19 protein-coding genes are annotated in these 22,574 nt (G+C 72.1%); 4 read left to right on the forward strand and 15 right to left on the reverse strand.

All coding sequences use genetic code 11. The features are described 5' to 3' along the window. From AC3ET4_RS27040 to AC3ET4_RS27100, 13 genes are all read right to left on the reverse strand, one after another. On the reverse strand, nt 1-1,000 hold a 1,000-nt coding region (locus tag AC3ET4_RS27040; RefSeq protein ID WP_431953861.1), incomplete at its 3' end, for a sugar phosphate isomerase/epimerase family protein. Nucleotides 1,001-1,029: 29 nt separating this feature from the next. Beyond that, nucleotides 1,030-2,244 (reverse strand): Gfo/Idh/MocA family protein, encoded by a 1,215-nt coding sequence (locus AC3ET4_RS27045; protein ID WP_431953863.1) that lies wholly within the window; start codon nt 2,242-2,244, stop codon nt 1,030-1,032. 47 nt (nt 2,245-2,291) lie between these two features. Then, nucleotides 2,292-3,329 (reverse strand): substrate-binding domain-containing protein, encoded by a 1,038-nt coding sequence (locus AC3ET4_RS27050; protein ID WP_431953897.1) that lies wholly within the window; start codon nt 3,327-3,329, stop codon nt 2,292-2,294. Between the two features lie 84 nt (nt 3,330-3,413). Then, nucleotides 3,414-4,451: an ABC transporter permease gene (locus AC3ET4_RS27055; protein ID WP_431953865.1), complete on the reverse strand. Its 1,038-nt coding sequence runs from the start codon at nt 4,449-4,451 to the stop codon at nt 3,414-3,416. Beyond that, the gene (locus AC3ET4_RS27060; protein WP_431953867.1) at nt 4,448-5,992 is read right to left on the reverse strand and encodes a sugar ABC transporter ATP-binding protein; all 1,545 of its coding nucleotides are present in this window, start codon (nt 5,990-5,992) and stop codon (nt 4,448-4,450) included. The genes AC3ET4_RS27055 and AC3ET4_RS27060 overlap by 4 nt, the downstream gene beginning before the upstream one ends. Nucleotides 5,993-6,225: 233 nt before the next feature. Beyond that, on the reverse strand, nt 6,226-7,407 hold the full coding sequence (locus tag AC3ET4_RS27065) for an ROK family transcriptional regulator (RefSeq protein ID WP_431953869.1): 1,182 nt from the start codon (nt 7,405-7,407) through the stop codon (nt 6,226-6,228). Between the two features lie 429 nt (nt 7,408-7,836). After that, a complete protein-coding gene (locus AC3ET4_RS27070; protein ID WP_431953871.1) occupies nt 7,837-8,715 on the reverse strand; it encodes a LysR family transcriptional regulator in 879 nt (292 codons plus the stop codon). A gap of 78 nt (nt 8,716-8,793) precedes the next feature. Continuing rightward, on the reverse strand, nt 8,794-9,660 hold the full coding sequence (locus AC3ET4_RS27075) for an NAD-dependent epimerase/dehydratase family protein (protein WP_431953873.1): 867 nt from the start codon (nt 9,658-9,660) through the stop codon (nt 8,794-8,796). Nucleotides 9,661-9,763: 103 nt separating this feature from the next. Further along, nucleotides 9,764-10,636, reverse strand: a complete 873-nt coding sequence (locus AC3ET4_RS27080; RefSeq protein ID WP_431953875.1) for a Gfo/Idh/MocA family protein — start codon at nt 10,634-10,636, stop codon at nt 9,764-9,766. Next, nucleotides 10,633-11,850, reverse strand: coding sequence for an ROK family transcriptional regulator (locus AC3ET4_RS27085; RefSeq protein ID WP_431953877.1), 1,218 nt, complete (start codon nt 11,848-11,850; stop codon nt 10,633-10,635). The genes AC3ET4_RS27080 and AC3ET4_RS27085 overlap by 4 nt, the downstream gene beginning before the upstream one ends. A gap of 35 nt (nt 11,851-11,885) precedes the next feature. Then, on the reverse strand, nt 11,886-12,755 hold the full coding sequence (locus AC3ET4_RS27090) for a carbohydrate ABC transporter permease (protein ID WP_431953879.1): 870 nt from the start codon (nt 12,753-12,755) through the stop codon (nt 11,886-11,888). Beyond that, nucleotides 12,755-13,762 (reverse strand): carbohydrate ABC transporter permease, encoded by a 1,008-nt coding sequence (locus AC3ET4_RS27095; RefSeq protein ID WP_431953881.1) that lies wholly within the window; start codon nt 13,760-13,762, stop codon nt 12,755-12,757. Before AC3ET4_RS27095 ends, AC3ET4_RS27090 begins: the two co-directional genes overlap by 1 nt. A gap of 34 nt (nt 13,763-13,796) precedes the next feature. Further along, nucleotides 13,797-15,197, reverse strand: coding sequence for an ABC transporter substrate-binding protein (locus tag AC3ET4_RS27100; RefSeq protein WP_431953883.1), 1,401 nt, complete (start codon nt 15,195-15,197; stop codon nt 13,797-13,799). 150 nt (nt 15,198-15,347) lie between these two features. Between AC3ET4_RS27100 and AC3ET4_RS27105 the strand changes: the two genes are divergently transcribed. Genes AC3ET4_RS27105 through AC3ET4_RS27120 form a run of 4 tightly spaced genes read left to right on the forward strand, consistent with a single transcriptional unit; the run spans nt 15,348 to nt 20,525 of the window. Further along, entirely contained in the window at nt 15,348-16,394 is a 1,047-nt protein-coding gene (locus AC3ET4_RS27105; RefSeq protein WP_431953885.1) for a zinc-dependent alcohol dehydrogenase, read from the forward strand. A gap of 14 nt (nt 16,395-16,408) precedes the next feature. Then, nucleotides 16,409-17,209: a sugar phosphate isomerase/epimerase family protein gene (locus AC3ET4_RS27110; RefSeq protein ID WP_431953887.1), complete on the forward strand. Its 801-nt coding sequence runs from the start codon at nt 16,409-16,411 to the stop codon at nt 17,207-17,209. Next, a complete protein-coding gene (locus AC3ET4_RS27115; protein WP_431953889.1) occupies nt 17,206-18,576 on the forward strand; it encodes an MGH1-like glycoside hydrolase domain-containing protein in 1,371 nt (456 codons plus the stop codon). The genes AC3ET4_RS27110 and AC3ET4_RS27115 overlap by 4 nt, the downstream gene beginning before the upstream one ends. Continuing rightward, on the forward strand, nt 18,573-20,525 hold the full coding sequence (locus AC3ET4_RS27120; RefSeq protein WP_431953891.1) for an amylo-alpha-1,6-glucosidase: 1,953 nt from the start codon (nt 18,573-18,575) through the stop codon (nt 20,523-20,525). The genes AC3ET4_RS27115 and AC3ET4_RS27120 overlap by 4 nt, the downstream gene beginning before the upstream one ends. Before the next feature lie 89 nt (nt 20,526-20,614). On the opposite strand, the gene AC3ET4_RS27125 is transcribed toward AC3ET4_RS27120, so the two are convergent. Next, on the reverse strand, nt 20,615-21,448 hold the full coding sequence (locus AC3ET4_RS27125) for an oxidoreductase (protein ID WP_431953893.1): 834 nt from the start codon (nt 21,446-21,448) through the stop codon (nt 20,615-20,617). A gap of 155 nt (nt 21,449-21,603) precedes the next feature. Continuing rightward, entirely contained in the window at nt 21,604-22,479 is an 876-nt protein-coding gene (locus tag AC3ET4_RS27130) for a helix-turn-helix transcriptional regulator (protein ID WP_431953895.1), read from the reverse strand. Between the last annotated feature and the right edge of the window lie 95 nt (nt 22,480-22,574).

Below are 22,574 nucleotides of genomic sequence, written 5' to 3' on the forward strand. Positions count from 1 at the left end.
CGGCGCCTCCGAAAGCAGCGTCGAAAGACGCCGCCGGCGGGTCGAAGTCGTACCTCTTCAGCAGGGATAGGGCCTCCGGCGCGCCGGCGAGGCGGTCCATCCCGGCGTCCTCCCACTCGACCGAGATCGGGCCGTCGTATCCGATCGACCGCAGCATCCGGAACACGTCCTCCCACGGAACGTCGCCGTGCCCGGCCGACACGAAGTCCCAGCCGCGCCGCGGATCGCCCCACGGCAGGTGGGAGCCGAGGCGCCCGTTGCGGCCGTCGAGGCGCTTGCGCGCCTCCTTGCAGTCGACGTGGTAGATGCGGTCCTTGAAGTCCCACAGGAACCCGACGGGGTCGAGGTCCTGCCACACGAAGTGGCTCGGGTCGAAGTTCAGCCCGAAGGCCGGTCGGTGGCCCACAGCTTCCAGCGCGCGGTGCGTCGTCCAGTAGTCGTAGGCGATCTCGGCCGGGTGGACCTCGTGGGCGAAGCGGACCCCTTCGGCGTCGAAGACGTCCAGGATCGGGTTCCACCGCTCGGCGAAGTCCTCGAAGCCGCGCTCGATCATGTGCTCCGGGACCGGCGGGAACATGGCCACCAGATGCCAGATCGACGACCCGGTGAACCCGATGACGGTGCGCACCCCGAAGGCGGCCGCCGCGCGCGCGGTGTCGGCCAGCTCGCGAGCGGCGCGCTGCCGCACGCCCTCCGGCTCGCCGTCGCCCCAGATGCGGGCGGGCAGGATCCCCTTGTGACGCTCGTCGATCGGGTTGTCGCAGACCGCCTGGCCGACGAGGTGGTTGGAGACGGCCCAGCACTTCAGCCCGTACTTGTCGAGCAGCGCCCGCCGCCCGTCCAGATAGGCGGGGTCGGCGAGGGCCTTGTCGACCTCGAAGTGGTCGCCCCAGCAGGCGAGTTCGAGTCCGTCGTAGCCGAAGTCGCGGGCGAGCCGGCAGACCTCCTCCAGAGGCAGGTCGGCCCACTGGCCGGTGAAGAGGGTGAAGGGTCGTGACACGGCGAGGAGCCTCCTCGTTGAGGGGGTGGTCAGGAGGGGACGGGGGTGTAGACGGCGTTCTTCTCGGCGCTCTCCTCCACCGCGGCCAGGACGCGCTGCACCTGCAGCCCGTCGGCGAACGAGGGCGCCGGTGCGACCCCATCGGCGATGCCGACGACGAGGTCGCGCGCCTGGTGGGTGAAGGTGTGCTCGTAGCCGAGCGCGTGGCCGGGCGGCCACCAGGCCTCCAGGTACGGATGGCCCGGCTCGGTCACCAGGATCCGCCGGAAGCCGGCCGATTCCGCAGGCTCGGTGTGGTCGTGGAACTCCAACTCGTTCAGCCGCTCCAGGTCGAAGGCGATCGATCCGCGCTCGCCGTTGATCTCCAGCCGCAGGGCGTTCTTGCGCCCCGAGGCCATCCGGGTGGCCTCGAACGAGGCGAGCGCCCCCGAGGCCAGCCGTCCGGTGAAGACCGCCGCGTCGTCGACCGTGACCGGCCCGAGCCGCCCGCCCCCGGAGCCCGAGAGCCCCGACGACGCGCCGGCCAGCTCGGGCCGCTCCCGCACGAAGGTCTCGGTGAGCGCCGAGACGCCCACCAGGAACTCACCCGCGAGATACTGCGCGAGGTCGACGGCGTGGGCGCCGAGATCCCCCAGGGCCCCGGAGCCCGCGTGCTCGCGCTGCAGCCGCCAGGTCAGCGGGAACCCCGGGTCGACCAGCCAGTCCTGCAGATACGTCACCCGCACATGGCGGATCGTGCCGATGCGCCCGTCAGCGATGAGGCGGCGGGCGTAGGCGACCGCGGGCACCCGCCGGTAGTTGAAGCCCACCATGGCCACCTGCCCGCGGGCGGCCGCCCGCTCGGCCGCCGCGGCCATGACCTCGGCCTCGGCGACCGAGTTGGCCAGCGGCTTCTCGCACAGGACGTGCTTGCCGGCTTCGAGCGCCGCGACGGCGATCTCGGCATGGCTGTCACCGGGGGTGCACACGTCCACGAGGTGGACGTCGTCCCGGTCCACCAGCGCCCGCCAGTCCGTCTCCGCGGCGGCCCAGCCGTGCCGGGCCGCCGCGGCCCGGACGGCGTCCGCGTCACGGCCGCCGATCGCGGCCAGGACGGGCCTCATCGGCAGGTCGAACACGCGGCCCACGGTGCGCCACGCGTGGGAGTGGGTGGCACCCATGAAGGCGTAGCCGACCATGCCGATGCCGAGCGCCGGCGAAGCGGCACCTTCCTGACTGTCTTCCTTGCCGGCCATTTCAGCCATGCCGTTGCTCCTCGTCGGTTGCTCGGTGGGACGGACGGGCGGATCTGTCAGATGAAGCCCGTCGGCAGGTACTCGTCGACGTTCTCCTTGGTGACGACCGCCGAGTAGAGGGTGATCGAGGCCGGGATCTCCAGCTCCGACAACCCTCCGATGCCCTTCTTCTGGCCGAGCGCGCGAGCCACGTCGATGGCGGAGGCGGCCATGGTGGGCGGGTAGAGGACGGTCGCCTTCAGCACGCCGTTGTCGGCCTTGATGGCGTCCATGGCCGACTTGGAACCGGCGCCGCCGACCATGAAGAACTCGTCGCGGCCCGCCTGCGCGATGGCGCGCAGGGCGCCGACGCCCTGGTCGTCGTCGTGGTTCCACAGCGCGTCGAACTGCTTCTGGGCCTGCAGCAGCTGGGCCATCTTGGCCTGGCCGGTCTCGACGGTGAAGTCGGCGGCCTGCCGGGCCACCTTCTTGATGTTCGGGTAGTTCTTCAGCGCGTCGTCGAAGCCCTGGGTGCGCTGCCGGGTCAGCTCCAGGTTGTCGATGCCGGCGAGCTCGACGACCTTGGCGTCGGGCTTGTCCTTGAGCTGCTCGCCGATGTAGCGGCCGGCGTTGAGGCCCATGCCGTAGTTGTCACCGCCGATCCAGCAGCGGTAGGCCTGCGGGGAGGCGAAGATCCGGTCCAGGTTGATCACCGGGATGCCGGCCTTCATGGCCTGCAGACCGACCTGGGTGAGGGCCTTGCCGTCGGCCGGCAGGATGACCAGGACGTCGACCTTCTTGTTGATCAGCGTCTGGATCTGCCCGATCTGGGCGGCGGTGTCGTTGGAGCCCTCGGTGATCTCCAGCGTCACGTCGGAGTACTTCGCCGCGCGGTCCTTGGCGTTCTGGTTGATGGCGTTGAGCCAGCCGTGGTCGGCCTGCGGGCCGGCGAAGCCGATCGTGACCGGGGTGCCGGGCTTGTCGTCGGCGGCCGCCGCCGTGGTGGCGGCCGTGCCGGCCTTCTTCGGCTCGTTGCTGGTGCAGGCGGAGAGTGCCGCTCCGGCGGAGACGGCGGCGGCGCCGAAGAGCAGTCCTCTGCGGCTGGTGACCGGGATTCTTGGCATGGCGGTGAGACCCTTCGGGATAGGGCGTGCGGGCGCGTGCGGGTTGTCGGGTGGAGCCGGGCGCGACGGGCTGGTTCAGCCGTCGCCGTTGCGCACGGTGCTGCGCTGGACCAGGACGGCGGCCACGATGATCGCTCCCTTGGCGATCTGCTGGACGGCGCTCTCCAGGTTGTTGAGGGCGAAGATGTTCTGGATGATGGTGAACACCAGGACGCCGAGGACGGAGCCGACGATCGTGCCGCGGCCGCCGCTGAGCAGCGTGCCGCCGATGATCGCCGCGGCGATGGCGTCGAGTTCGTAGAGGTTGCCGTTGGTGTTCTGGCCCGAGCCGGACAGAATGATCAGCATGAAGGCCGCGATGCCGCAGCACAGCCCGGACAGCAGGTAGAGGAAGAGCCGCTGGCGGCGGACGTCGATGCCGGCGAGGCGGGCCGCCTCGGCGTTGCCGCCGACGGCCACGGTCCGGCGCCCGAACGTCGTCCGGTTCAGCATCAGCCAGCCGATGACGGTGACCGCGGCGAAGACCAGCACCAGCGGCGGGATGCCGAGGATGTAGGTGTCGGGCACGCCGAGGTCGAGCACCGAGTTCACGGTGACGATCTGCGTCTTGCCGTCGGTGATGTACAGGGCGAGCCCGCGCGCCGAGGCGAGCATGGCGAGGGTCGCGATGAACGGCACCATGCCGCCGTAGGCGATGAGCACCCCGTTGACCAGCCCGCAGGCGACGCCGACGACGATCGCGGTGAAGAGGATGCCCGCGAAGCCGTACTCCTGGGTGGCGAGGGTCGTCGCCCACACCGAGGAGAGCGCGACGATCGCGCCGACGGACAGGTCGATGCCCCCGCTGGTGATCACGAACGTCATGCCGACGGTGACGACGCCGATGACGGACGCCTGGGTGAGCACCAGTTGGAGGTTGGAGACGTCCAGGAAGCTGTCGGGCTGCGTGATGCCCCCGACGAGGACGAGGGCGGCGAGGACGCCCAGGAGGGACAGGTTGCGGACGTCGGCGTGGAAACCCAGCGCCGGACGCCGGCCGCCGCCCTTCGTGACGGGATGCGCGTCCGCGGGCGGCGTCGGTGCCTGCGGGGCCTCGGAGGCGGGCTGCGTCATCGGCTCGGGCTCCCTTCCATGACAAGGTCGAGTACGCGGTGTTCGTCCAGCTCCGTCGCGGGCGCCTCGTGCACGACGCGTCCCTCGCGGAGGACCAGCACCCGGTCCGCGAGCCCCAGGACCTCCGGGACCTCGCTGGAGACGAGGAGTACGGCGAGCCCGTCGTCGGCCAGGCGGCGGATCACCGCGTACAGCTCGGCGCGGGCGCCCACGTCGACGCCCCGGGTCGGCTCGTCGAGCAGCAGGACGCGGCAGCCGCGCAGCAGCCAGCGGGCCAGGACGGCCTTCTGCTGGTTGCCGCCCGACAGGGTGCGCACCTGTGCGTCGGGGTTGTCGGGGCGCAGCGACAGCGACCGGGTGGTCTCGCGCGCTGCCCGCCGCTCCTCCCGTCGGTCGAGCCAGCCGGCCCGGGAGAAGCGGGAGAGAGTGGACACCGACACGTTGCGGGTGACGGACTCCAGCATCAGCAGCGCCTGCGCCTTGCGCTCCTCCGGTGCCAGTCCCAGCCCGGCGCTGACAGCCGAGGGGACGCTTCCGGGCTTGAGAGGGCGGCCGTCGACGGTGACCCGGCCGGCGGTGGGCTTCCTGGCGCCGTAGAGCGTCTCGAGGATCTCCGACCGTCCGGAGCCCACGAGCCCGGCGAGCCCGACGATCTCCCCGGGTCGCACCTCCAGGTCGACGGCCGCGAACTCGCCGTCCCGGGCGAGGCCTTCGACCCGCAGGACGGGCTCGCCGGAGCGCGGCTCCGCGGGGCGCGGCGGGAAGACGTACTCGACGTCACGACCGGTCATGAGCGCCACGATCTGGCGGGTGGGCATCGACTTGGCGGGGAGCCCGCCGGCGACCGCGCGGCCGTCCTTCAGGACGGTGACCCGGTCGCCGACGCGGCGGATCTCCTCCAGCCGGTGGGAGATGTAGACGACCGCGACTCCGTCGGCGGTCAACTGCCCGACGATGCGCAGCAGGTTGTCGGTCTCCTCGGGGTCCAGGGCGGCGGACGGCTCGTCCATGACGATGAGGCGCACGTCGTGGGAGAGCGCCCGGGCCATCGAGACGATCTGCTGCTGTGCGGCCGAGAGGTCGCCGACGCGGCGGGCGGGGTCGATCTCGGCGTGGCCGAGCCGGCGCAGCAGGCCGGCGGCCTCGCGGCGCGCGTCGCCGCGGCGCACGACGACCCCGGCGGTGGTCGGTTCGTGGCCGAGGAAGACGTTCTCGGCCACGGACAGCCCTTCGACCAGGTCGAGTTCCTGGTAGATGGTGGCGATGCCGAGCCGCATCGCCGCGATCGGCGACTTCAGCGACACCGGCTCCCCGCGCCAGGTGATCACTCCGCCGTCCGGCTGGTGGGCCCCGGCGAGCACCTTGATGAGGGTGGACTTGCCCGCGCCGTTCTGGCCGAGGAGGCAGTGCACCTCTCCGGCCTGGACGTCCAGGTCGACGCCGTCCAACGCGCGGACACCGGGGAAGGACTTGGTGATGCCGGACATGGTGAGCAGCGGAGCGGCTGTCGGGGGCGGCGGTGCCGGTGGTTCAGGTGCCATGACGATCCCCTCGGCGGGTGCGGGTGACACGTGCGCGTGCGGAGCGTGCAAGTGGAGCCGTGGTGCCGGTGAAGCCGGTGGTGCCGGTGAAGCCGGTGGTGCCGATGAAGCCGGTGGTGCCGGTGAAGCCGGTGGTGCCGATGAAGCCGTGGTACCGGTGAAGCCGTGGTACCGATGAGGCCGGTGGAGCGCTTGGCCGGTGGGCCGGTGCGGTGCTCGGGCGCTGGGGGGGATCAGGCCGGGGAGAACACGTGGTCGCTGATGAGCCGGGCCCCGCCGATCACCCCGGCGGTCGGGCCCAGTTCACCCAGGACGATGGGCAGGTTGCCGGTCGCGAGCGGCAGCGACTGGCGGTAGACCTGGCTGCGGACGGTGGCGAGCAGCGTGTGGCCGAGACCGGTGACGCCGCCGCCGATCACGACCAGCGCGGGGTTGAAGAAGCTGACGAGGCCGGCGATGACCTGCCCGAGGCGGTTGCCCCCCTCGCGGATGAGATCCAGTGCCGCCGCGTCGCCGACCGCGGCCGCCGCGGCGACGTCGACGGCGGACAGCTGCCCGGCCGCCTCCAGCCTGGCCGCGAGGACGGAGGACCGCCCGGACCTGGCCGTCTCCAGGGCGTCCTGGGCGAGCGCGGCGCCGCTGAAGTGGGCTTCCAGACAGCCTTTGTTGCCGCAGGCGCAGGCGCGTCCGTCTGCCTCGACCCGGATGTGGCCGATGTCGCCGGCGCTGCCCGTCACTCCGCGGTGCACCTCGCCACCGACGACGATGCCGCAGCCGATGCCGGTGCCGATCTTGACGCAGAGGAAGTCGCCGACGGAGCGGGCGACCCCGGCGTGCTGCTCACCGAGCGCCATCAGGTTCACGTCGTTGTCGACCATCACGGGGCAGCCCAGTTCCTGGCTGAGCGCCTCCCGGACAGGGAAGCCGTCCCAGCCCGGCATGATCGGCGGGGCGACCGGGACGCCCTCGGGGAAGCGCACCGGCCCCGGCACTCCGATCCCCGCCCCGTCGAAGCCCTCGGCGAGGCCGGCGGCCCTCAGCTTGCCGGCCATGTCGAGGATCCGCTCGAAGACGGCGACCGGACCCTCACGGACGTCCATCGGATGGTTGAGGTGGCCGAGCACCTCCAGTTCGGCGTTGGTGACGGCGACGTCGACCGAGGTGGCGCCGATGTCGACGCCGAGGAAGCGCAGCCCGGGGGCGAGCCTGATGTTGTGGGAACGCCGCCCGCCACGCGAGGCGGCCAGGCCGTCCGCGACGACGAGGCCCGTCTCCAGCAGCCGGTCGACCTCGACGGCGAGCTTGGAACGGGACAGGTCGATCTGGTCCCCCATCTGGGCACGGGAGTTGGGTCCGCCGTCGCGGAGCAGCCGCAGAACCCGCGCCTGGTGCGCGTTCGCGGGTCGAGCTGTCATGCGTCTCACGTGCCCCTCACCTCCCCCGGCCCCGTGGCGTGGGGATACCGGACCGGCCACATGGCTGGTCCCGCTCCATCAGGCTTTCGATGGGAAAGTAGCAGCGACCGTCCAGCAGGGGAAGAAGTTGCGCAGGAATCAGCAAGGTCTTTTTCCGGTTGCAGGACAAAGTCCGGACGTGGGCCGCGCCACCCGCCGTACCGGGGATGCGCACAGCGGCGGAGGTACCCGCGCGGCCCTGACGGAGCCTGGTCAACGGCGGTGAACAGAACCGCACATGAGGGGTGTGCGCGCCGGGGGTGAGGTGCTCGACGCACGCCGAGGGGGGGAGGCGTGGCCGGGGTCTCGACGCGGGCGTCCTGGCCGCGGGAGGTGCGCCCGGCGCCGGGGAGCGGTCAGGCGGAGGAGGGAGGTGCTCGGCAGGAGCGGTCAGGCGGACGTGTCGGCGCGGGCCGCGGCGATGTCGGCGAACTCCTCGATCAGGGGGTCGTGACGGCTGCCGTCCCACGCCAGGAGCACACGGTTGGGACCGATGTCCGCGATCTCGACGTGGGCGAGGTCGGCGCGGGTGTAGTAGGTCGCGGTGGACAGCGGCAGCACGACCACCCCGCGCCCCGCCGCCACGCTCTCGAGCTTCTCCTCGACGGAGCGGAAGGCCGGGGCGGCCGGCCTGCGCTGCGGGTGGGCGGCGGGTTCCCGGGCGATGTCCCGCCACTCGGGGACGGCATCGGGGTCCTGTAGGAGGTGTTCGCCGGCGAGGTCCGCGATGCCGAGGACGGACTTGCCGGCACAGGGGTGGTCCGCGGGCAGGACGGCGACGCGGGGTTCGGTCAGGAGGCTGCGGGTGGCGAGGCCGCGGGTGTCCACGGGCATCCGGACGTAGCCGATGTCGACGCGTCCGTCGAGGATCACCTCCGCCTGGTCGTCCCACGTCGTCCTGACGACCTCGACCGCAAGGTCCGGGTGCCGGCGGGAGATCTCCCGCACGGCACCCGTGACGATCAGTCCCGGCATGAAGCCCACGGTGAAGGAGGCGAGCCCCCGGGTTGCGCGGGCGACGCGCCGCCGGGCCGCGTCTGCGGCGGCCAGGAGCGGTCCGGCGTCGGCGAGGAGCTGCACGCCGGCCGCGGTCAGCTCGGTGCTGCGGCGATCGCGGGAGAACAGCCGCGCCTTGAGTTCGTCCTCCAGCGCCCTGATCTGCCGCGACAGCACGGGCTGCGCGATGTGCAGGCGTTCGGCCGCCCTGCCGAAGTGGAGTTCCTCGGCCACCGCGACGAAGTACCGCAGCTTGCGGAGATCCAGGTCCACGGGCCCCTCCTCGCCTTCTCGCCGGGACGGACACATCCGAGCGTATCCGTCGCGTGGACGCCTTTCAGCGGGCGGGGCTCACGGACGCGCGAGGTCGGCCGTCAGGTCGAGCCGGGTGGGCCGCCAGCCCAGCTCACGGCGGGCCCGGGAGCCGGTGAGCCGCTGGTCGAGGGCGAAGGCCTCCGCGATGGGTCCCATCTGCTCCTCCGCCTCCGCCTCGGTCAGGTGCCGCACCGACCCGGGGCGGCCGATCGCCCCGCTCACCGCGTGGGCGATCTCCAGCTGCGTCGGGTGGTGGTCGCCGACCCCGGCGTAGACGGAGCCGGGCGCGGCGTTCAGGGCCAGCGCGTAGAGCTCGGCGATGTCGTCGACGTGCACGGTCGACCAGTGGTTGGCGCCGTCGCCGACACACGGCACGGAACCGGTGCTCCGGCCGGGGGCCGCGTAGAACGTCTCGACGAGTCCGCCGAGCCGGCCGTGGACCAGCCCGGGCATGACCACGACGGGCCGCTCGCCGGTCGCGGCGCGGGCCAGCACTCGCTTCTCGTTCTCCAGTCGCCACGCGGTGATGCGAGGCGGGGACAGCGGGGCGTCCTCGTCCACGACCCCGTCGGTGTCGCCGTAGACCCACACCCCTCCGGTGTGGACGTACGGGCGGGGCCCGGCGCCGTCCTGCAGTGCCGCGGCCGCGGCACGGTCGACCTCGGCGGTGTCGGGGCCGTAGTGCTGGCCCATGTGGATGACCCCGTCGGCGTCGCCGGCGGCGGCCCGCAGCACGTCCGTCCTGGTCAAGTCCCCCGGCACGGGGACGGCGCCGAGGTCGCGGACGACGCCGGCCGCGTCCTCGCTGCGCGCCAGGGCGACGACCTGGACGCCCCGGCGCACCAGGGCCTGGATGGTGGCCCGGCCGATGTAGCCGGAGCCTCCGGTGAGGAAGACCTTCATGACGCTCGCCTCTCTCGTGGTGTCCTGTGACGCCTTCGAGTCTCGGCGCGGGGCGGGTCGCGGGTCCAAGACCTGTTCCACGCCCTGTGATACCCGCGGGGTATCAGCGTTGAGCCGCGTCGATGAGTTCCTGCAGGCGCAGCCCTCGCCGTGCGTCGAGCCCGCCGGCGCGGCCGGAGCGTACGGCCGCGGCGAACTCGGCGCGCAGCACCGGCCAGCCCTCCTCGTGGTCGATGACGGACGTGTCGTAGACGAGCTCTCCGCCGGAGCCGAGCAGTTCGATCCGGGTGCGGGGCTTCGGCAGCCGGACACTGCCGGAGAGGGAGGCCTGGCTGACCGCCCCGGTCTCGTGCTCGCAGGTGACCTCGACCCATCGCCGGGGGTCGCCGGTGGCGCGGATCGAGGTGATGGGTCCGACAGCCGCGTCGAGGAGGTCGATCAGATGTGGTCCCAGGTCGAGCAGCGCGCCTTGTTCCAGGCGCCAGCCGGTGGCGAACTCCCCGCCGAGAAAGGCGCCGTGCAGGTAGCACGAGCGCGCCCCGGTGATCTCGACCTCCCGCGCGCGCCGCAGGAACGCGCGGGTCTCGGCCTGGTAGCGCTTGGTCAACACCATCTGGGAGACGACCCCGGCCTCCGCGACGGCGTCGGCGACCGCCCGTGCGGAAGCCAGGTCGGGGCCGAGAGGCTTCTCGAGCAGCAGGGCCTTGCCGGCCCTGGCTGCCCTTACGGCGAGTTCGGCCTGGACGGCGGGCGGCACCGCGAAGGCCACGGCCTCGCAGCGGTCGAAGAGTTCCTCGGGGCTGCCGGCTGTCGCCGCGCCGTAGGTGACCGCGATCTCGCGGGCGGCCTCGGCCCGGCGGGACCAGACTGCGGTGAGGCGGGTCTCAGGTCCGGCGGCCAGGATCCGGGCGTGCATGGCACGGGCCCAGGGTCCTGCGCCGATCAGCCCGACCTCGACGGGTGCGGGGGTGTTCACGATGGTGCTCCAGAGTTCCGGTCGGGGGCCTCGGCGGCCAGCCGTTCGTTGGCCTGGTCCGGGGCGTAGAGGTGCTCGACCACCATGGCGGTGGCGCCGGCGAGGGCGGCACGGTCGCCGAGCCGGGAGGTCACGACCTGAAGGTTGCGGGTGGCCCGGGGCAGCGCGCGCTGGTAGAGCAGTTCGCGCACCCCGGTGACGAAGTGGGTCTCGGCGAGGTCTCCGGCGATCATCAGGACACCGGGGTTGATCAGGGTCACGACGGTGACCAGCACCTCTCCGCAGCGCCGGCCGGCCTCGCGGGCCAGCCGCACCGCGTCGGGCTGCCCGGCGTCGAGGTGCTCGCGCACCTGGGCGGCGGACCGCGCGGGGACTCCGAGGGCGCTGAGCTGCCCGGCCAGCGCGCGGCCACTGGCGACTGCGGCGAGGCAGCCCTGGGAGCCGCACATGCACAGGGCGTCGGACCCGTCGTGCAGCCGGATGTGCCCGAGGTCGCCCGCGCCGCCGTCGATCCCGCGGAAGACGGTGCCGTCGATGACGACGCCCGCTCCGATACCGGTGCCCACCTTGACCAGGACGAAGGCCGAGCAGTCGCGCCAGGAGTCGCGCTGTTCGCCCAGGGCCATCAGATTGGCGTCGTTGTCGACCAGGACGGGCACCGAGGCGGGCAGTCCGACGTGCCGGGCGAGCGCCTGCTGCATCCGGGCCGGGACGGGATATCCGTCCCAGCCGGGCATGATCGGGGGCCGGACCACCACGCCGGTGGTCCAGTCGACGGGGCCGGGCACCGACAGGCCGACGCCGCACACCGTGGCCGCGGGTACTCCGGCGGCGGTGACGAGCTCGGCGAACCACTGGCCGAGTTCGTCCAGCACCCGGTCCGGGCCCTGGTCGAGCGCCAGCTTCCCGGTGTGCTCGGCGAGTACCCGCCCGGACAGGTCCAGCACCGCGGCGCGGGCGTAGGTGGTGTCCAGGTCGGCGGCGAGCACGGCGGCGTGGCCGGAGTCGAACTGCAGGTGGGTGGAGGGCCGCCCGCCGGTGGACTGCCCGCCGGGTACGGTGCGCAGCCAGCCGGCGGCGAAGAGCTGGTCCAGCCGCTGGCCGACGGTGGAGCGGGACAGGCCCGTCACGCGTTGGAGCTCCCCACGGGTGGTCGCCTGTCCGGTCCTGATCAGTTCCAGCAGGTGTCCGGCGGTGCTCCAGGGCGTAGCCATCCGTCCTCGGTCCCCCTCGTGTCGGGCCATGGTGCTCAGCTCTTGTCCGCGCCGCTGGTCAGGCCCTCGGTGAGGAGCCGTTCGGCCGCGTAGAAAAGGAGTACCACGGGGATCGTCAACACGACGGAGCCCGCCATGAGTACGGTCTTCGGCACCTCGATCCCGTTGGCGAGCTGCTGCAGCCCGAGGGAGACGGTCCACTTGTCCGGATCGGCGGCGAGGAAGAGCAGCGCGAACAGGAACTCGTTCCATGCGATCATGAAGACGTACAGGCCGGTGGCCATCAACGAGGGCGCGGCAAGGGGCAGGACGACGCGGCGCACGGTCTGCAGACGCGAGGCGCCGTCGAGTGCGGCGGCCTCCTCGATGCTCTTCGGGATGGTCACGAAGTAGTTCTTGAGCATGTAGATGGAGACCGGCACGGTCTGCGCGATATAGACGATCGCGAGGCCGACGAGGCTGCTCTGCAGGCCGATTCGGGCGAAGATCACGAACAGCGGCACCGCGAGCAGCGTCGACGGGAAGAGGTAGACGGCCAGGAACAGCGCGCTGACCTTCTGCCCGCCGAAGAACCGCAACCGGGTGATGGCGTAGGCGCCGGGGACGGACACCAGCAGGGTCAGCAGCATGGAACCGAGCGCCACCAGGGCGGAGTTGCCGAGCATCCGCAGGAATCCCTGGCCGCCGTCGTCCACGGACTTGAGGACGGTGCGGTAGGTGTCGAGGGTGAACTCGGAGGTGCCCACCCACAGCTTGCCAGGATCGAGGAGCAGCTGGTCGATGGGCTTCACCGAGAGCAGCAGCATGTAGTAGAAGGGGAAGATCGTGACGATCGCGAGTGCGGCGATCACCACCCAGCGCAGGACGGCGAAGGTGCGGTCCTCGATCTGCGCGCGACTTGCCATCACGCCTCCTCCTGAACCTTCTTGGCGAAGAACGTGAAGTAGATGCCGAGCAGCACGGCGAGGATCGCCGCCAGGACGAGGGCCTGGGCCGCTGCCGCGCCCACGTCGTAGCGGGCCGTGAGGAAGTCGTAGACGCGCACGGCCACGACGTCGGTGCCCGAGCCGCCGCCCGTGAGGAGGTAGATGTCGTCGAACTTGTTGAAGGTGAGGATGAAGCGGAGCACCGACAGCAGGGCGATGACCGGCATCAGCTGGGGCAGCAGTATGTGGCGGAACCGCTGGGTGAGGGTGGCGCCGTCGACGACTGCGGCCTCCTCGAGGCCCTCAGGTACGGCTTGCAACCGGGCCATCAGGAAGAGGAAGGCGAAGGGGAAGTACCGCCATGTCTCGAAAGCGATCACGGTGAGCAGGGCTATCGGCACGTGGACGTGCCAGCCCAGGAGAGACAGTTCCTGGGACCGGGTCGACAGGAAGGCGACCGGCTCGTCCCAGCCGAACAAGCGGGTGCCGACCTCGTTGACGACACCGAACTGCGGGCTGAGGGCGATCTCCCAGACGAACGTCACCGCGACGACGGGGGCCACGTACGGCAGCAGCATGGTGCCGCGCAGCAGCGCCCGGCCGCGGAAGGGCCTGCGCAGCGCGAGCGCCGCGATCAGCCCGAGGACGATCGAACCCGCTGTGGCTCCTACGGTGTAGAGAAGCGTGGTCCACAGCGAGGTCCAGAAACCGGGAGAGGTGAAGACCTCGCTGAAGTTGCTCCAGGTCCAGTTGGACAGGAAGCCCATGCTCTGGATGTCGACCAGCCTCGCGTGCTGGAAGGCCAGCAGGACGGTCCAGACGATCGGCAGGACCACGACCACCAGGACCACCAGGAGGGTGGGCGAGACGAAGCCGAGTCCGGCCCGGTTCTCCCGCTGGGCCAAGGTCAGGGGGCGCCGGGCCCCGGTGTCCGCGGTGACCGCCGCCGGCGGTCTCGGCTGCTGGGTGCTCTGTACGGTGCTCATCACTGCTTCCTTGAAGGACGAGGCCGGGGGCGGCTCACTGAAGGGACTTCTGCAGGGCCGCGACTTCCTCGCGGGCCTCCTCGGCCGCCTCCTGGGGGGAGGTCTGGCCGGTGGTCATGTCGGCCACCGCCTTGGGGACGGGCAGTTCGCCGATGGTGGCGCCCACCAGTGCGCCCTGGCCTTGTGTGATGCCCCAGCGCTTCATGTTGCTGACGCCGGCGGCGAGCTCGTCGAGCAACTGGGGTGAGAAGACCGACTGCATGGGCTTCTTGGTGTCCACGCCGATGTCGCTGGCACGCCAGGCCTTGAGGTACTTCTGCGGGTCGTCGGGGGTTCCGGCCCGGACCGGGATCTTTCCTTCGGGGGCCATGCCGAACCAGCCCTGGTAGCCGTCGCCCATCATGTACCGGATGAACTTCTCCGAGGCGGCGGTCTCGGCGGTCTTGGTCACCACCCAGGAGGAGATCTCACCGAACTGGGCGGGCTTGGCGCCGTCAGGTCCGCTCAGCGCCGTGACGATACCGCTGTTCTCCGACAGGTACTGCGGGTCCTTCTTGCATTGGGCGCAGCTGGGGAGGGCGTCGCCGCGCAGACCGGCCAGCTCGTCGAGGAGGAAGGTGGACCAGACGATCATGGAGGAGCGACCGGCGAAGTAGACGGCGCGCGTGGTGTCCACGGTCTGGGTGCCCGGGGCGCCGTAGTCGTCGGCGAGCTTGTCGTACGTGTCGAAGGCCCGGGCGCACTGGGGGCTGCCGAGAGTCACGTCGCCCTTGGAGTCGGCGAGTTCGCAGCCGTTGGCGAGGGCGAGGTCCTCGAAGCTCTGCTGGGTGAAGACGTCACCCGGGTCTGTGGACAGCGAGATGCCGCTCGTGCCGCCGCTGTTGAGCTTCCGGGCGGCGTCGAGCATCGCGTCGTAGGTGTCGGGGACCCGGAGCCCGGCCTTGGCGAAGAGATCCTTGCGGTAGACGAGGATCTGCATCCAGGCGTCGCTGGGCACGCCGAGGCGGGTGGCGCCGTCTGCGGTCAGTTCGAGGGCGTTGGCGTTGAAGGTGGCGGGCCCCAGATCGTCGACGATCTTCTTGGTGGCGTCGGTGTTCAGCAGGCCGTTGGTGTACATCTGCCAGACCGGCGCGAGGGGTATGCCGCCGATGACGTCGGGGAGGGTGCCCGCGGCGGCGGCCGACATGATCAGCTGCGGCAGCTGCCCCTCGTCGACCCCCACCAGGTTCACCTTCACACCGCTGCTCTTCTCGAAGGTGGCGATGGTCTTCTTCGTCGCCTCCACACGGTCGGTGAGGTTCTCCAGACTCCAGACGGTGATCTTGTTGTCGGGCTTGCCGGGGTCCTGTGCCGCGCACCCGGACATCAGCCCCACCCCCAATGCGGCGGCCAAGCCGCCCGCCAGCGCCCTCGACCGTCGGGACCACATGCGCATCAACCGTCCTCACATCAGCCTCGCGTTACGTACGCGTTGCATCAGAGCACCACTTTTGCTTGTTGACAAGACTTAAGTCTCGGATATCTTCGACGTAAGTCAGTCATCGACGGCTGAACGGACCGCATAACCGATCTTTCCGGAGTCCCTGTGGAACGCGTCGTCCAGTTCACCGGCCCCCGTCAGGTGGAGGTCGCCCCGAGCGAGTCGGCTCCCCTGCCCCCCGGCCATCTGCGCGTACGAACCCGGTACTCCGGCATATCCGCGGGTACCGAGCTCACCGCCTACCGCGGCACCAACCCGTATCTGACGCGCACCTGGGACGCGGAGGCGCGCCTGTTCCGCGAGGGCGCGGCCGGCATCGAGTACCCCGTGGCGGGCTGGGGGTACTCCGAGGTCGGCGAGGTGACGGAGGTCTCACCGGAGCTCACGGACCTGCCCGGCATGCCGGCTGTCGGCGAGCTCGTGTGGGGCATCTGGGGCCATCGCAGCGAGGGCGTCGTGCCCGCAGAGCGCATGGTCGGGCACGTCCTGCCGACCGGCCTGGAGCCCCTGGCCGGTGCCTTCGCCCGCGTGGGGGCGATCGCGTACAACGCCGTCCTCGGCGCGGACATCCACCTCGGCGAGGACGTCGCCGTCTTCGGCCAGGGAGTCATCGGGCTTCTCACCACCCGGCTCGCCCAGTTGAACGGCGCTCGCGTCACCGCCGTCGACGCGCTCGACGTCCGCCTCGCCAAGGCCGGGGAGTACGGCGCTGCGAGCACGCTCAACGCCCGTACCGACGCGGTCGCGGAGCGGATCCGCTCCGCGACCGACGGCCGCGGAGCGGACGTCGCCATCGAGATCAGCGGCGCCTACCCGGCCCTGCACGACGCCCTGCGCTCGGTCGCGGTCGGCGGCCGGGTCGTGGCCTCCGGCTTCTACCAGGGCGACGGCGTGGGCCTGCGACTCGGCGACGAGTTCCACCACAACCGCGTCCAGCTGATCTGCTCCCAGATCGGCGGGGTCCCGCCGCAGCTCAGCGGGCGCTGGACCGTCGAGCGCCTGCAGCAGACCTTCCTGCGGCTGGTCGCCGAGGGCCACGTCGACGTGCGGTCCCTCGTCAGCCATGTCGTCCCGGTCGCCGACGCGGCCGAAGCCTACGTCCTGCTGGATGAGCGTCCCGCCGACGCGCTCCAGGTCGTCCTGGAGTTCTGAGAGGCCCCTCGATCATGTTCAAGACCGCTTGCCAGGAACAGCTGCTGCCCGGTGACACCCTCCAGCAGAAGTGGGAGTTCGCCCAGGAGGCCGGCTACGACGCCATCGAACTGCGCGGGAAGGGCGACTTCCACTTCCGCGACCGGCTCCCCGAGTTGCGCAGGGCCCAGGCCGACGGTGTCGTCATGCCGACCGTCTGCGTCGACATGCTGCACTTCTTCGGCGCCTTCGACCCCGACCTGCGCCGCGACGCCGTGGCGCAGATGAAGTCGCAGCTCAGCGTCATCGCAGAACTCGGCGGGCGCGGCGCGCAAACACCCGCCTCGTACGGCATGTTCTCGCGTCGGCTGCCGCCCTTCGAGCCGCCGCGTAGCGAGGAGGAGGACCGCGAGGTGCTCCTGACCGGACTGACGGAGCTGGGCGAGCACGCCCGCGCCGAGGGTGTCACGCTCTTCCTGGAGCCCCTCAACCGCTACGAGGACCATATGGTCAACCGGCTGGAGCAGGCCGCTGACCTCATCCGCGCCGTGGGTCTGGACTCGGTGCGCATCGGCATCGACAGCTACCACATGAACATCGAGGAGACCGACCCCGCGGCGGCGATCCTGGCCGTGGCGCCGCTGATCGGCCACGCCCAGGTCAGCGACTCCAACCGCTTCCAGCCCGGCGCCGGCCACCTGGACTGGCCGGCCTGGCTCGGGGCGCTGGACGCCGCCGGGTACGACGGCTACCTGGCCGCGGAGTGCCGTCTCACCGGAGACCCGGCCGACGCCGTGCGCTCCGTCCCCGCGTTCCTCCACCGGGCCGCCGGATGACGGCCGTCCTCGAACCTGCCCTGCGGTCCCCGGGCCACGAGGAAAAGGGGGACGCCGAGCTGCGCCGGGCCGCCGCGCGCGTCCTGCTCTCCAACTGGACGGGCGCGGCGACCGTTCCCTCGCGTACCCTCTACCCGCACCAGTGGAGCTGGGACTCCGCCTTCATCGCCATCGGGCTGGCACGGCTCGCCCCGCGTCGCGCCCAGCGGGACCTGGAGACCCTGCTGGGGGCGCAGTGGGGGGACGGCCGCGTCCCGCACATCGTCTTCAACCCGTCGGTGCCCCTGGACGCCTACTTCCCCAGCCCCGACTTCTGGCGCAGTTCGAGCGCGGGCACCGCTTCCGGCGCGCCAGCGGACATCGAGACCTCCGGCATCGTCCAACCTCCGGTGCACGCCCTCGCCGTCTGGCAGGCGCACCTCGCGGACCCGGCCGAGTCCCGGCGCCGCGGCTTCCTGCGCCGGATGTACCCCCGGCTCGCCGCCTGGCACCGCTACCTCGCGACCTCGCGCGACCTCGGCGGGGGCGGGCTGGCGGCCGTGGTGCACCCCTGGGAGCCGGGCCTGGACAACAGCCCGGTGTGGGACACGGCGCTCGCAAGGGTGGAACCGGCACCGCCGAGGTCCTTCCGCAGGGCGGACCTCGACCACAGCGCGGCCGCCGACCGCCCCACCGACCTCGACTACGGCCGCTATGTGCGACTCGCGGCCGACTACCGCGACCACGGTTACGACGACGCGCGCACCCCGCACGCCTTCGCGCTCGAGGACCCGTGCTTCAACGCCCTTCTCATCGCCTCCGAGCACGCCCTCGCCGAGATCGCCGCGGCGACCGGCGCCGACCCCGGACCGCACCGCCGCAAGGCCGCCGAGGTCACGGCCGCCCTGGTCGAGCGGCTGTGGGACCCCGCCGCGGGCATCTTCCTCGCCCGTGACCTGACGACCGGTGCCGCCGCCGGCGGCCACAGCGTCGCGGGACTCGTACCACTGATCGTGCCCGGCCTGCCGGACTCCGTCGCGCAGTCGCTCATCGCGACGGCGCACGGCGAACGCTTCCGGCTCGGGCGGGTGCACCTGGTGCCGAGCTACGACCTCACCGCCCCCGAGTACGACGGCAACCGCTACTGGCGGGGCCCGGGTTGGTTCAACACCGCCTGGCTCGTCCACCGCGGCCTGCGGCAGCACGGTGCGGCCGAAGCGGCCGACGCCCTGCGCGAGCAGGCGCTGGCCGACGCCTACCGCACCGGCTTCGCCGAGTACGTCGAACCGCACAGCGGCCAGGGCCGCGGCATCCGCCACTTCAGCTGGACCGCCGCCCTGGCCCTGGACCTGCTGCATTGGACACCGCAAGGAGAGCCCTCCCGATGACCGTCGAACGCCTGCTGGTCCACCGCGGCACCTTCGCCTCCACCAGCCGCTCCGGCGACATCACCGGCCGCCGCGGTGACACCCCGGACGGCCTCTTCCTGCGTGACGCCCGGCACCTGAGCCGCTGGCGACTCACCGTGGACGGCGTCGCGCCGTCCCTGCTGACGTCCTCCGACGACGGTTGCGTGCTCACCCCGGAGGGCGGCCGGGACGAGCCGCCCGCGTACTCGCTCTTCCGCCGGCAGGCCGTCGACACCGGCTCACTCACCGAGCGCTTGCGCGTCGTCAGCAACCGCGCGGAACCCGCCACGGTGGAGATCGCGTTGGAGGTGGACGCGGACTTCGCCGACCAGTTCGAGCTGCGGGGGGACCACCGGCGCTACGACAAGGCCGACGGGCGGCGCACCGCCGCGGACCGGAACGACGGTGTCACCTTCCGCTACCGGCGCGGCGCGGACTGGGACGCCCGCACCACCGTCACCGCCTCCCCCACCCCCGCCTCCGTCCGCCCGCTGGAGCCCCAGGGCACCGCACGCCTGCTGACCTGGCGGCTGACACTGCCCGGCCACGGTGCGACCGAGCTCGCTCTGAGCGTCCGGGCGGTCCCCCACGGCGCCGCGGAGCCGCCCGCTCCCCCGCACCCGATGGCGGTCCGCAACCGTCATGCCGCCGAGGAGGACTGCTTCGTCCAGGCGCGGCCGCGACCGCGTTCGCTCACCCACTGGGACGAGCTCGCCCGTGCCTGCGCGGCGGGGCTGGCCGATCTGGCCCGGCTGCGCGTACCGGCGACGGGCCCGGCGGACGAGCCACTGCTGGTGCCCGCGGCCGGCATCCCCTGGTTCCTCACTCTCTTCGGCCGCGACTCCCTGCTGACATCGCTGTTCGCCCTGCCGTACCGGCCGGAACTGGCCGCCGACACGCTCCTCGCCCTCGCCGCCACCCAGGGCACCCGGTACGACACGGACCGCCTCGAGCAGCCGGGAAGGATCGTGCACGAGGTCAGGCACGGCGAACTCGCCCACTTCCGGCAGGTGCCGTACGGCCGCTACTACGGCAGCGTCGACGCCACGCCGCTGTTCCTGGTGCTGCTGGAGGCGCACAGCGCGGCCACCGGCGATCCGGGGCTCGCCCGGCGCCTGGAGCCGCACGCCCGGGCCGCGGTGGAGTGGATGTTCCGCGACGGCGGACTGGGCGGCGGCTACCTCCGCTACACCTCCGACGCCGCGCGCGGCGGGCTGGCGCACCAGAACTGGAAGGACTCCGAAGGGGCCATCTGCTTCGCCGACGGCCGCCACCCCAAGGGCGCGCTCGCGGTCGCCGAGGTCCAGGGCTACGCCTACGACGCCCTGGTGCGCACCGCGCGCCTGGCCCGCACCGTCTGGGGCGACGCCGGTGAGGCGGACCGGCTCGAGAAGGCCGCGGCGGACCTGCGGGAACGGTTCCGCCGGGACTTCTGGATGACCGGCCCGGACTTCCCCGCCCTCGCCCTGGACGGCGAGGGCCGGCAGGTCGACGCCCTCGCCTCGGACGCAGGTCACCTGCTCTGGTCCGGCATCCTCGACTCAGCCGACGCGCGGACGGTGGGCCGGCGTCTGCTGGAGCCCGACTTCTTCTCCGGCTGGGGGGTGCGCACCCTCGCGGCGGGGCAGGCCCCGTACCACCCGCTGTCGTACCACCGCGGCAGTATCTGGCCGCACGACAACGCGGTCGTCGTGCTGGGTCTGGCGCGCAGCGGTCTGGCGGAGGAGGCCTCCCGGATCGCCCACGGCCTGGTCCAGGCGGCCGCGGCGCACGACTGGCGCCTCCCGGAGGTGATGGCCGGGTACGGACGGGACGAGCACCCGGTGCCGGTGCCGTACCCGCACTCCTGCTCACCCCAGGCGTGGGCGGCGGCCACGCCCCTGGCACTGCTCACCGCGCTGGGCGGCGCGAGCCAGGCGGTGCGCTGAGCCGCGCGGCACCGCGACGGCCCTGGGGTCCTTGATCGTCGCGGCGCGGACGGGGCCCTCACGGCGCCGGAAGCCGTGAGGGCCCCGGCTCAGGGGGTGAAGTCGGTGGACAGTGCGAGCTCGCGCCATGCCTCGATGTCGCGGGCGACGCCGTCGACCTTGTCCTCCACCTCGACCAGGCTGGCCTTGCCCAGCGGGATCCGTGCCGGCATCCGCGCCGCGCGGGCCACGGTGATGATGGCGGCCGCCGCCCTCACCGGGTCGCCGTCCTGGGCGTGGTTACTGGCGTCGGCCCAGTCGCGCATGGTCCCCGCGCTCTGCTGGTAGTCCTCGATGACCCGCGCGGTGCGGCGCAGGGAGGAGGAGTCCAGGAAGTCCGTCCGGAACGGGCCGGGCTCGACGGCCGTCGCCTGGATGCCGAGCGGCGCGAGCTCCAGTCGCAGGGACTCGGTCACCGCCTCGACGGAGAACTTGGTCGCGCAGTACAGGCCCCAGCCGGCCCAGCCGACGAAACCGCCGACGGAGCTGAGGTTGACGATCCGTCCCGACAGCTGTGCCCGCATCACGGGCAGGACGGCACGGGTCACCGTCAGCAGTCCGAAGAGGTTCGTGTCGAACACCGCGCGCGCCTCCGCGTCGCTGGTCTCCTCCACCGCGCCGAGCAGGCCCCGGCCGGCGTTGTTGACGAGGACGTCGATGGTGCCGAAGCGCTCCACCGCGGCCTCGACGGCGGCCCCCGCCTGCGCCTCGTCGTTCACGTCGAGGGGCAGGACCAGCAGCCGGTCGGCGCCGGCGGCCAGGGCGTCCGCCGCGACGCGCGGGGTGCGGGCGGTCGCCACGACATCGTCGCCCTGCTCGAGGGCCTGCCGGGCGATCTCCAGGCCGAAGCCTCGGGAGGCGCCGGTGATGAACCATGTCGTCATGTGAGGTGCTCCTCATGATCGCTGCGAGTCATCGGGTCAACGCCTCCCAGCGTCGGCCCGCCGTGCAGCGGGAGCCAGGGAAGGGTCAGCCTGGGCGGCGGCTGCCTGGGACCGGCGGTACCAGGCGGGCTCAGCCGGTCGTCGGCCGGTCCTGGTCACGAACGCACGGCCGCGGGGCTCGCCGACCAGGTGGCCAGGAAGCGCAGCGCCTGGTGGGCGGGGGTGCCGGGCTCCGCGGTGTAGACGAAGACGGTCTGGTCGGGGTCGTCGCCCACGACGAGGCTCTGGAAGTCGAGCGTCATGGTGCCGGCCACCGGGTGCCGGAAGGTCTTCGATCCGGCGGCCCTGGTCCGCACCCTGTGGTCCGACCACCAGCGGCGGAAGTCGGCGTCGGCCTCGGCGAGTTCGTCCACCAGAGCCGTGAGCCGCAAGTCCTGCGGGTCGCGCGCCGCGCCCATCCGGAGGTAGGCGACGCACTCGCGGGCGACGGTCCGCCAGTCGTCGTACAGCTCGCGGAAGGCAGGGTCCAGGAACGCCATCAGCACCAGGTTGCGCCGCGCTTCGGGTACGGCCGAGAAGTCGGTGAGCAGCGCCCTGCCCAGCGCGTTCCAGCCCAGCACGTCCATCCGGTGGTCCAGCACCAGGGCGGGATACTCCCGCAGCCCGTCGAGCAGGGTCTGCGTCTGCGGGCGGATGCGGCCCTGCGCGGAGGAGGACGGTGTGGGGGCGAGGGACGCGGAGCCGGCCGCGGCGACCCGCAGCAGGTAGTCACGCTCGTCGGGCCGCAGCCGCAGCGCCCTCGCGAGCGACTCCAGCACCACCGTCGACACATGCACCGTACGGCCCTGCTCCAACCGCACCACGTAGTCCACGCTCACGTTCGCCAACTGCGCCAGTTCCTCCCGCCGCAGCCCCGGGACCCGACGGTGTCGCCCGTCGTCGGGCAGGCCCACGTCGCTCGGGTTCACCCGGGAACGGCACGCGCGCAGGAAGTCACCCAGCGTGGTGTTCGACACGTTCCGCTGACTCATATGTCGATTATGGGCGCTACGCGGCGGTACCGCGGGGCCGGCGGCGGAGGCCTCGGGAGCCGTGCCGGGGGTGTCGCAGTGGGTCCGGGCGACGG

The sequence above is a fragment of the Actinacidiphila sp. bgisy167 genome (genome assembly GCF_057707665.1).

Excerpts from the sequence above, each read along its gene's own strand:
- AC3ET4_RS27045 (WP_431953863.1), bottom strand. The coding sequence starts at position 2,244 with ATGGCTGAAATGGCCGGCAAGGAAGACAGTCAGGAAGGTGCCGCTTCG.
- AC3ET4_RS27055 (WP_431953865.1), bottom strand. The coding sequence starts at position 4,451 with ATGACGCAGCCCGCCTCCGAGGCCCCGCAGGCACCGACGCCGCCCGCG.
- AC3ET4_RS27060 (WP_431953867.1), bottom strand. The coding sequence starts at position 5,992 with ATGGCACCTGAACCACCGGCACCGCCGCCCCCGACAGCCGCTCCGCTG.
- AC3ET4_RS27065 (WP_431953869.1), bottom strand. The coding sequence starts at position 7,407 with ATGACAGCTCGACCCGCGAACGCGCACCAGGCGCGGGTTCTGCGGCTG.
- AC3ET4_RS27075 (WP_431953873.1), bottom strand. The coding sequence starts at position 9,660 with ATGAAGGTCTTCCTCACCGGAGGCTCCGGCTACATCGGCCGGGCCACC.
- AC3ET4_RS27085 (WP_431953877.1), bottom strand. The coding sequence starts at position 11,850 with ATGGCTACGCCCTGGAGCACCGCCGGACACCTGCTGGAACTGATCAGG.
- AC3ET4_RS27090 (WP_431953879.1), bottom strand. The coding sequence starts at position 12,755 with ATGGCAAGTCGCGCGCAGATCGAGGACCGCACCTTCGCCGTCCTGCGC.
- AC3ET4_RS27095 (WP_431953881.1), bottom strand. The coding sequence starts at position 13,762 with ATGAGCACCGTACAGAGCACCCAGCAGCCGAGACCGCCGGCGGCGGTC.
- AC3ET4_RS27100 (WP_431953883.1), bottom strand. The coding sequence starts at position 15,197 with ATGCGCATGTGGTCCCGACGGTCGAGGGCGCTGGCGGGCGGCTTGGCC.
- AC3ET4_RS27110 (WP_431953887.1), top strand. The coding sequence starts at position 16,409 with ATGTTCAAGACCGCTTGCCAGGAACAGCTGCTGCCCGGTGACACCCTC.
- AC3ET4_RS27115 (WP_431953889.1), top strand. The coding sequence starts at position 17,206 with ATGACGGCCGTCCTCGAACCTGCCCTGCGGTCCCCGGGCCACGAGGAA.
- AC3ET4_RS27120 (WP_431953891.1), top strand. The coding sequence starts at position 18,573 with ATGACCGTCGAACGCCTGCTGGTCCACCGCGGCACCTTCGCCTCCACC.
- AC3ET4_RS27125 (WP_431953893.1), bottom strand. The coding sequence starts at position 21,448 with ATGACGACATGGTTCATCACCGGCGCCTCCCGAGGCTTCGGCCTGGAG.
- AC3ET4_RS27130 (WP_431953895.1), bottom strand. The coding sequence starts at position 22,479 with ATGAGTCAGCGGAACGTGTCGAACACCACGCTGGGTGACTTCCTGCGC.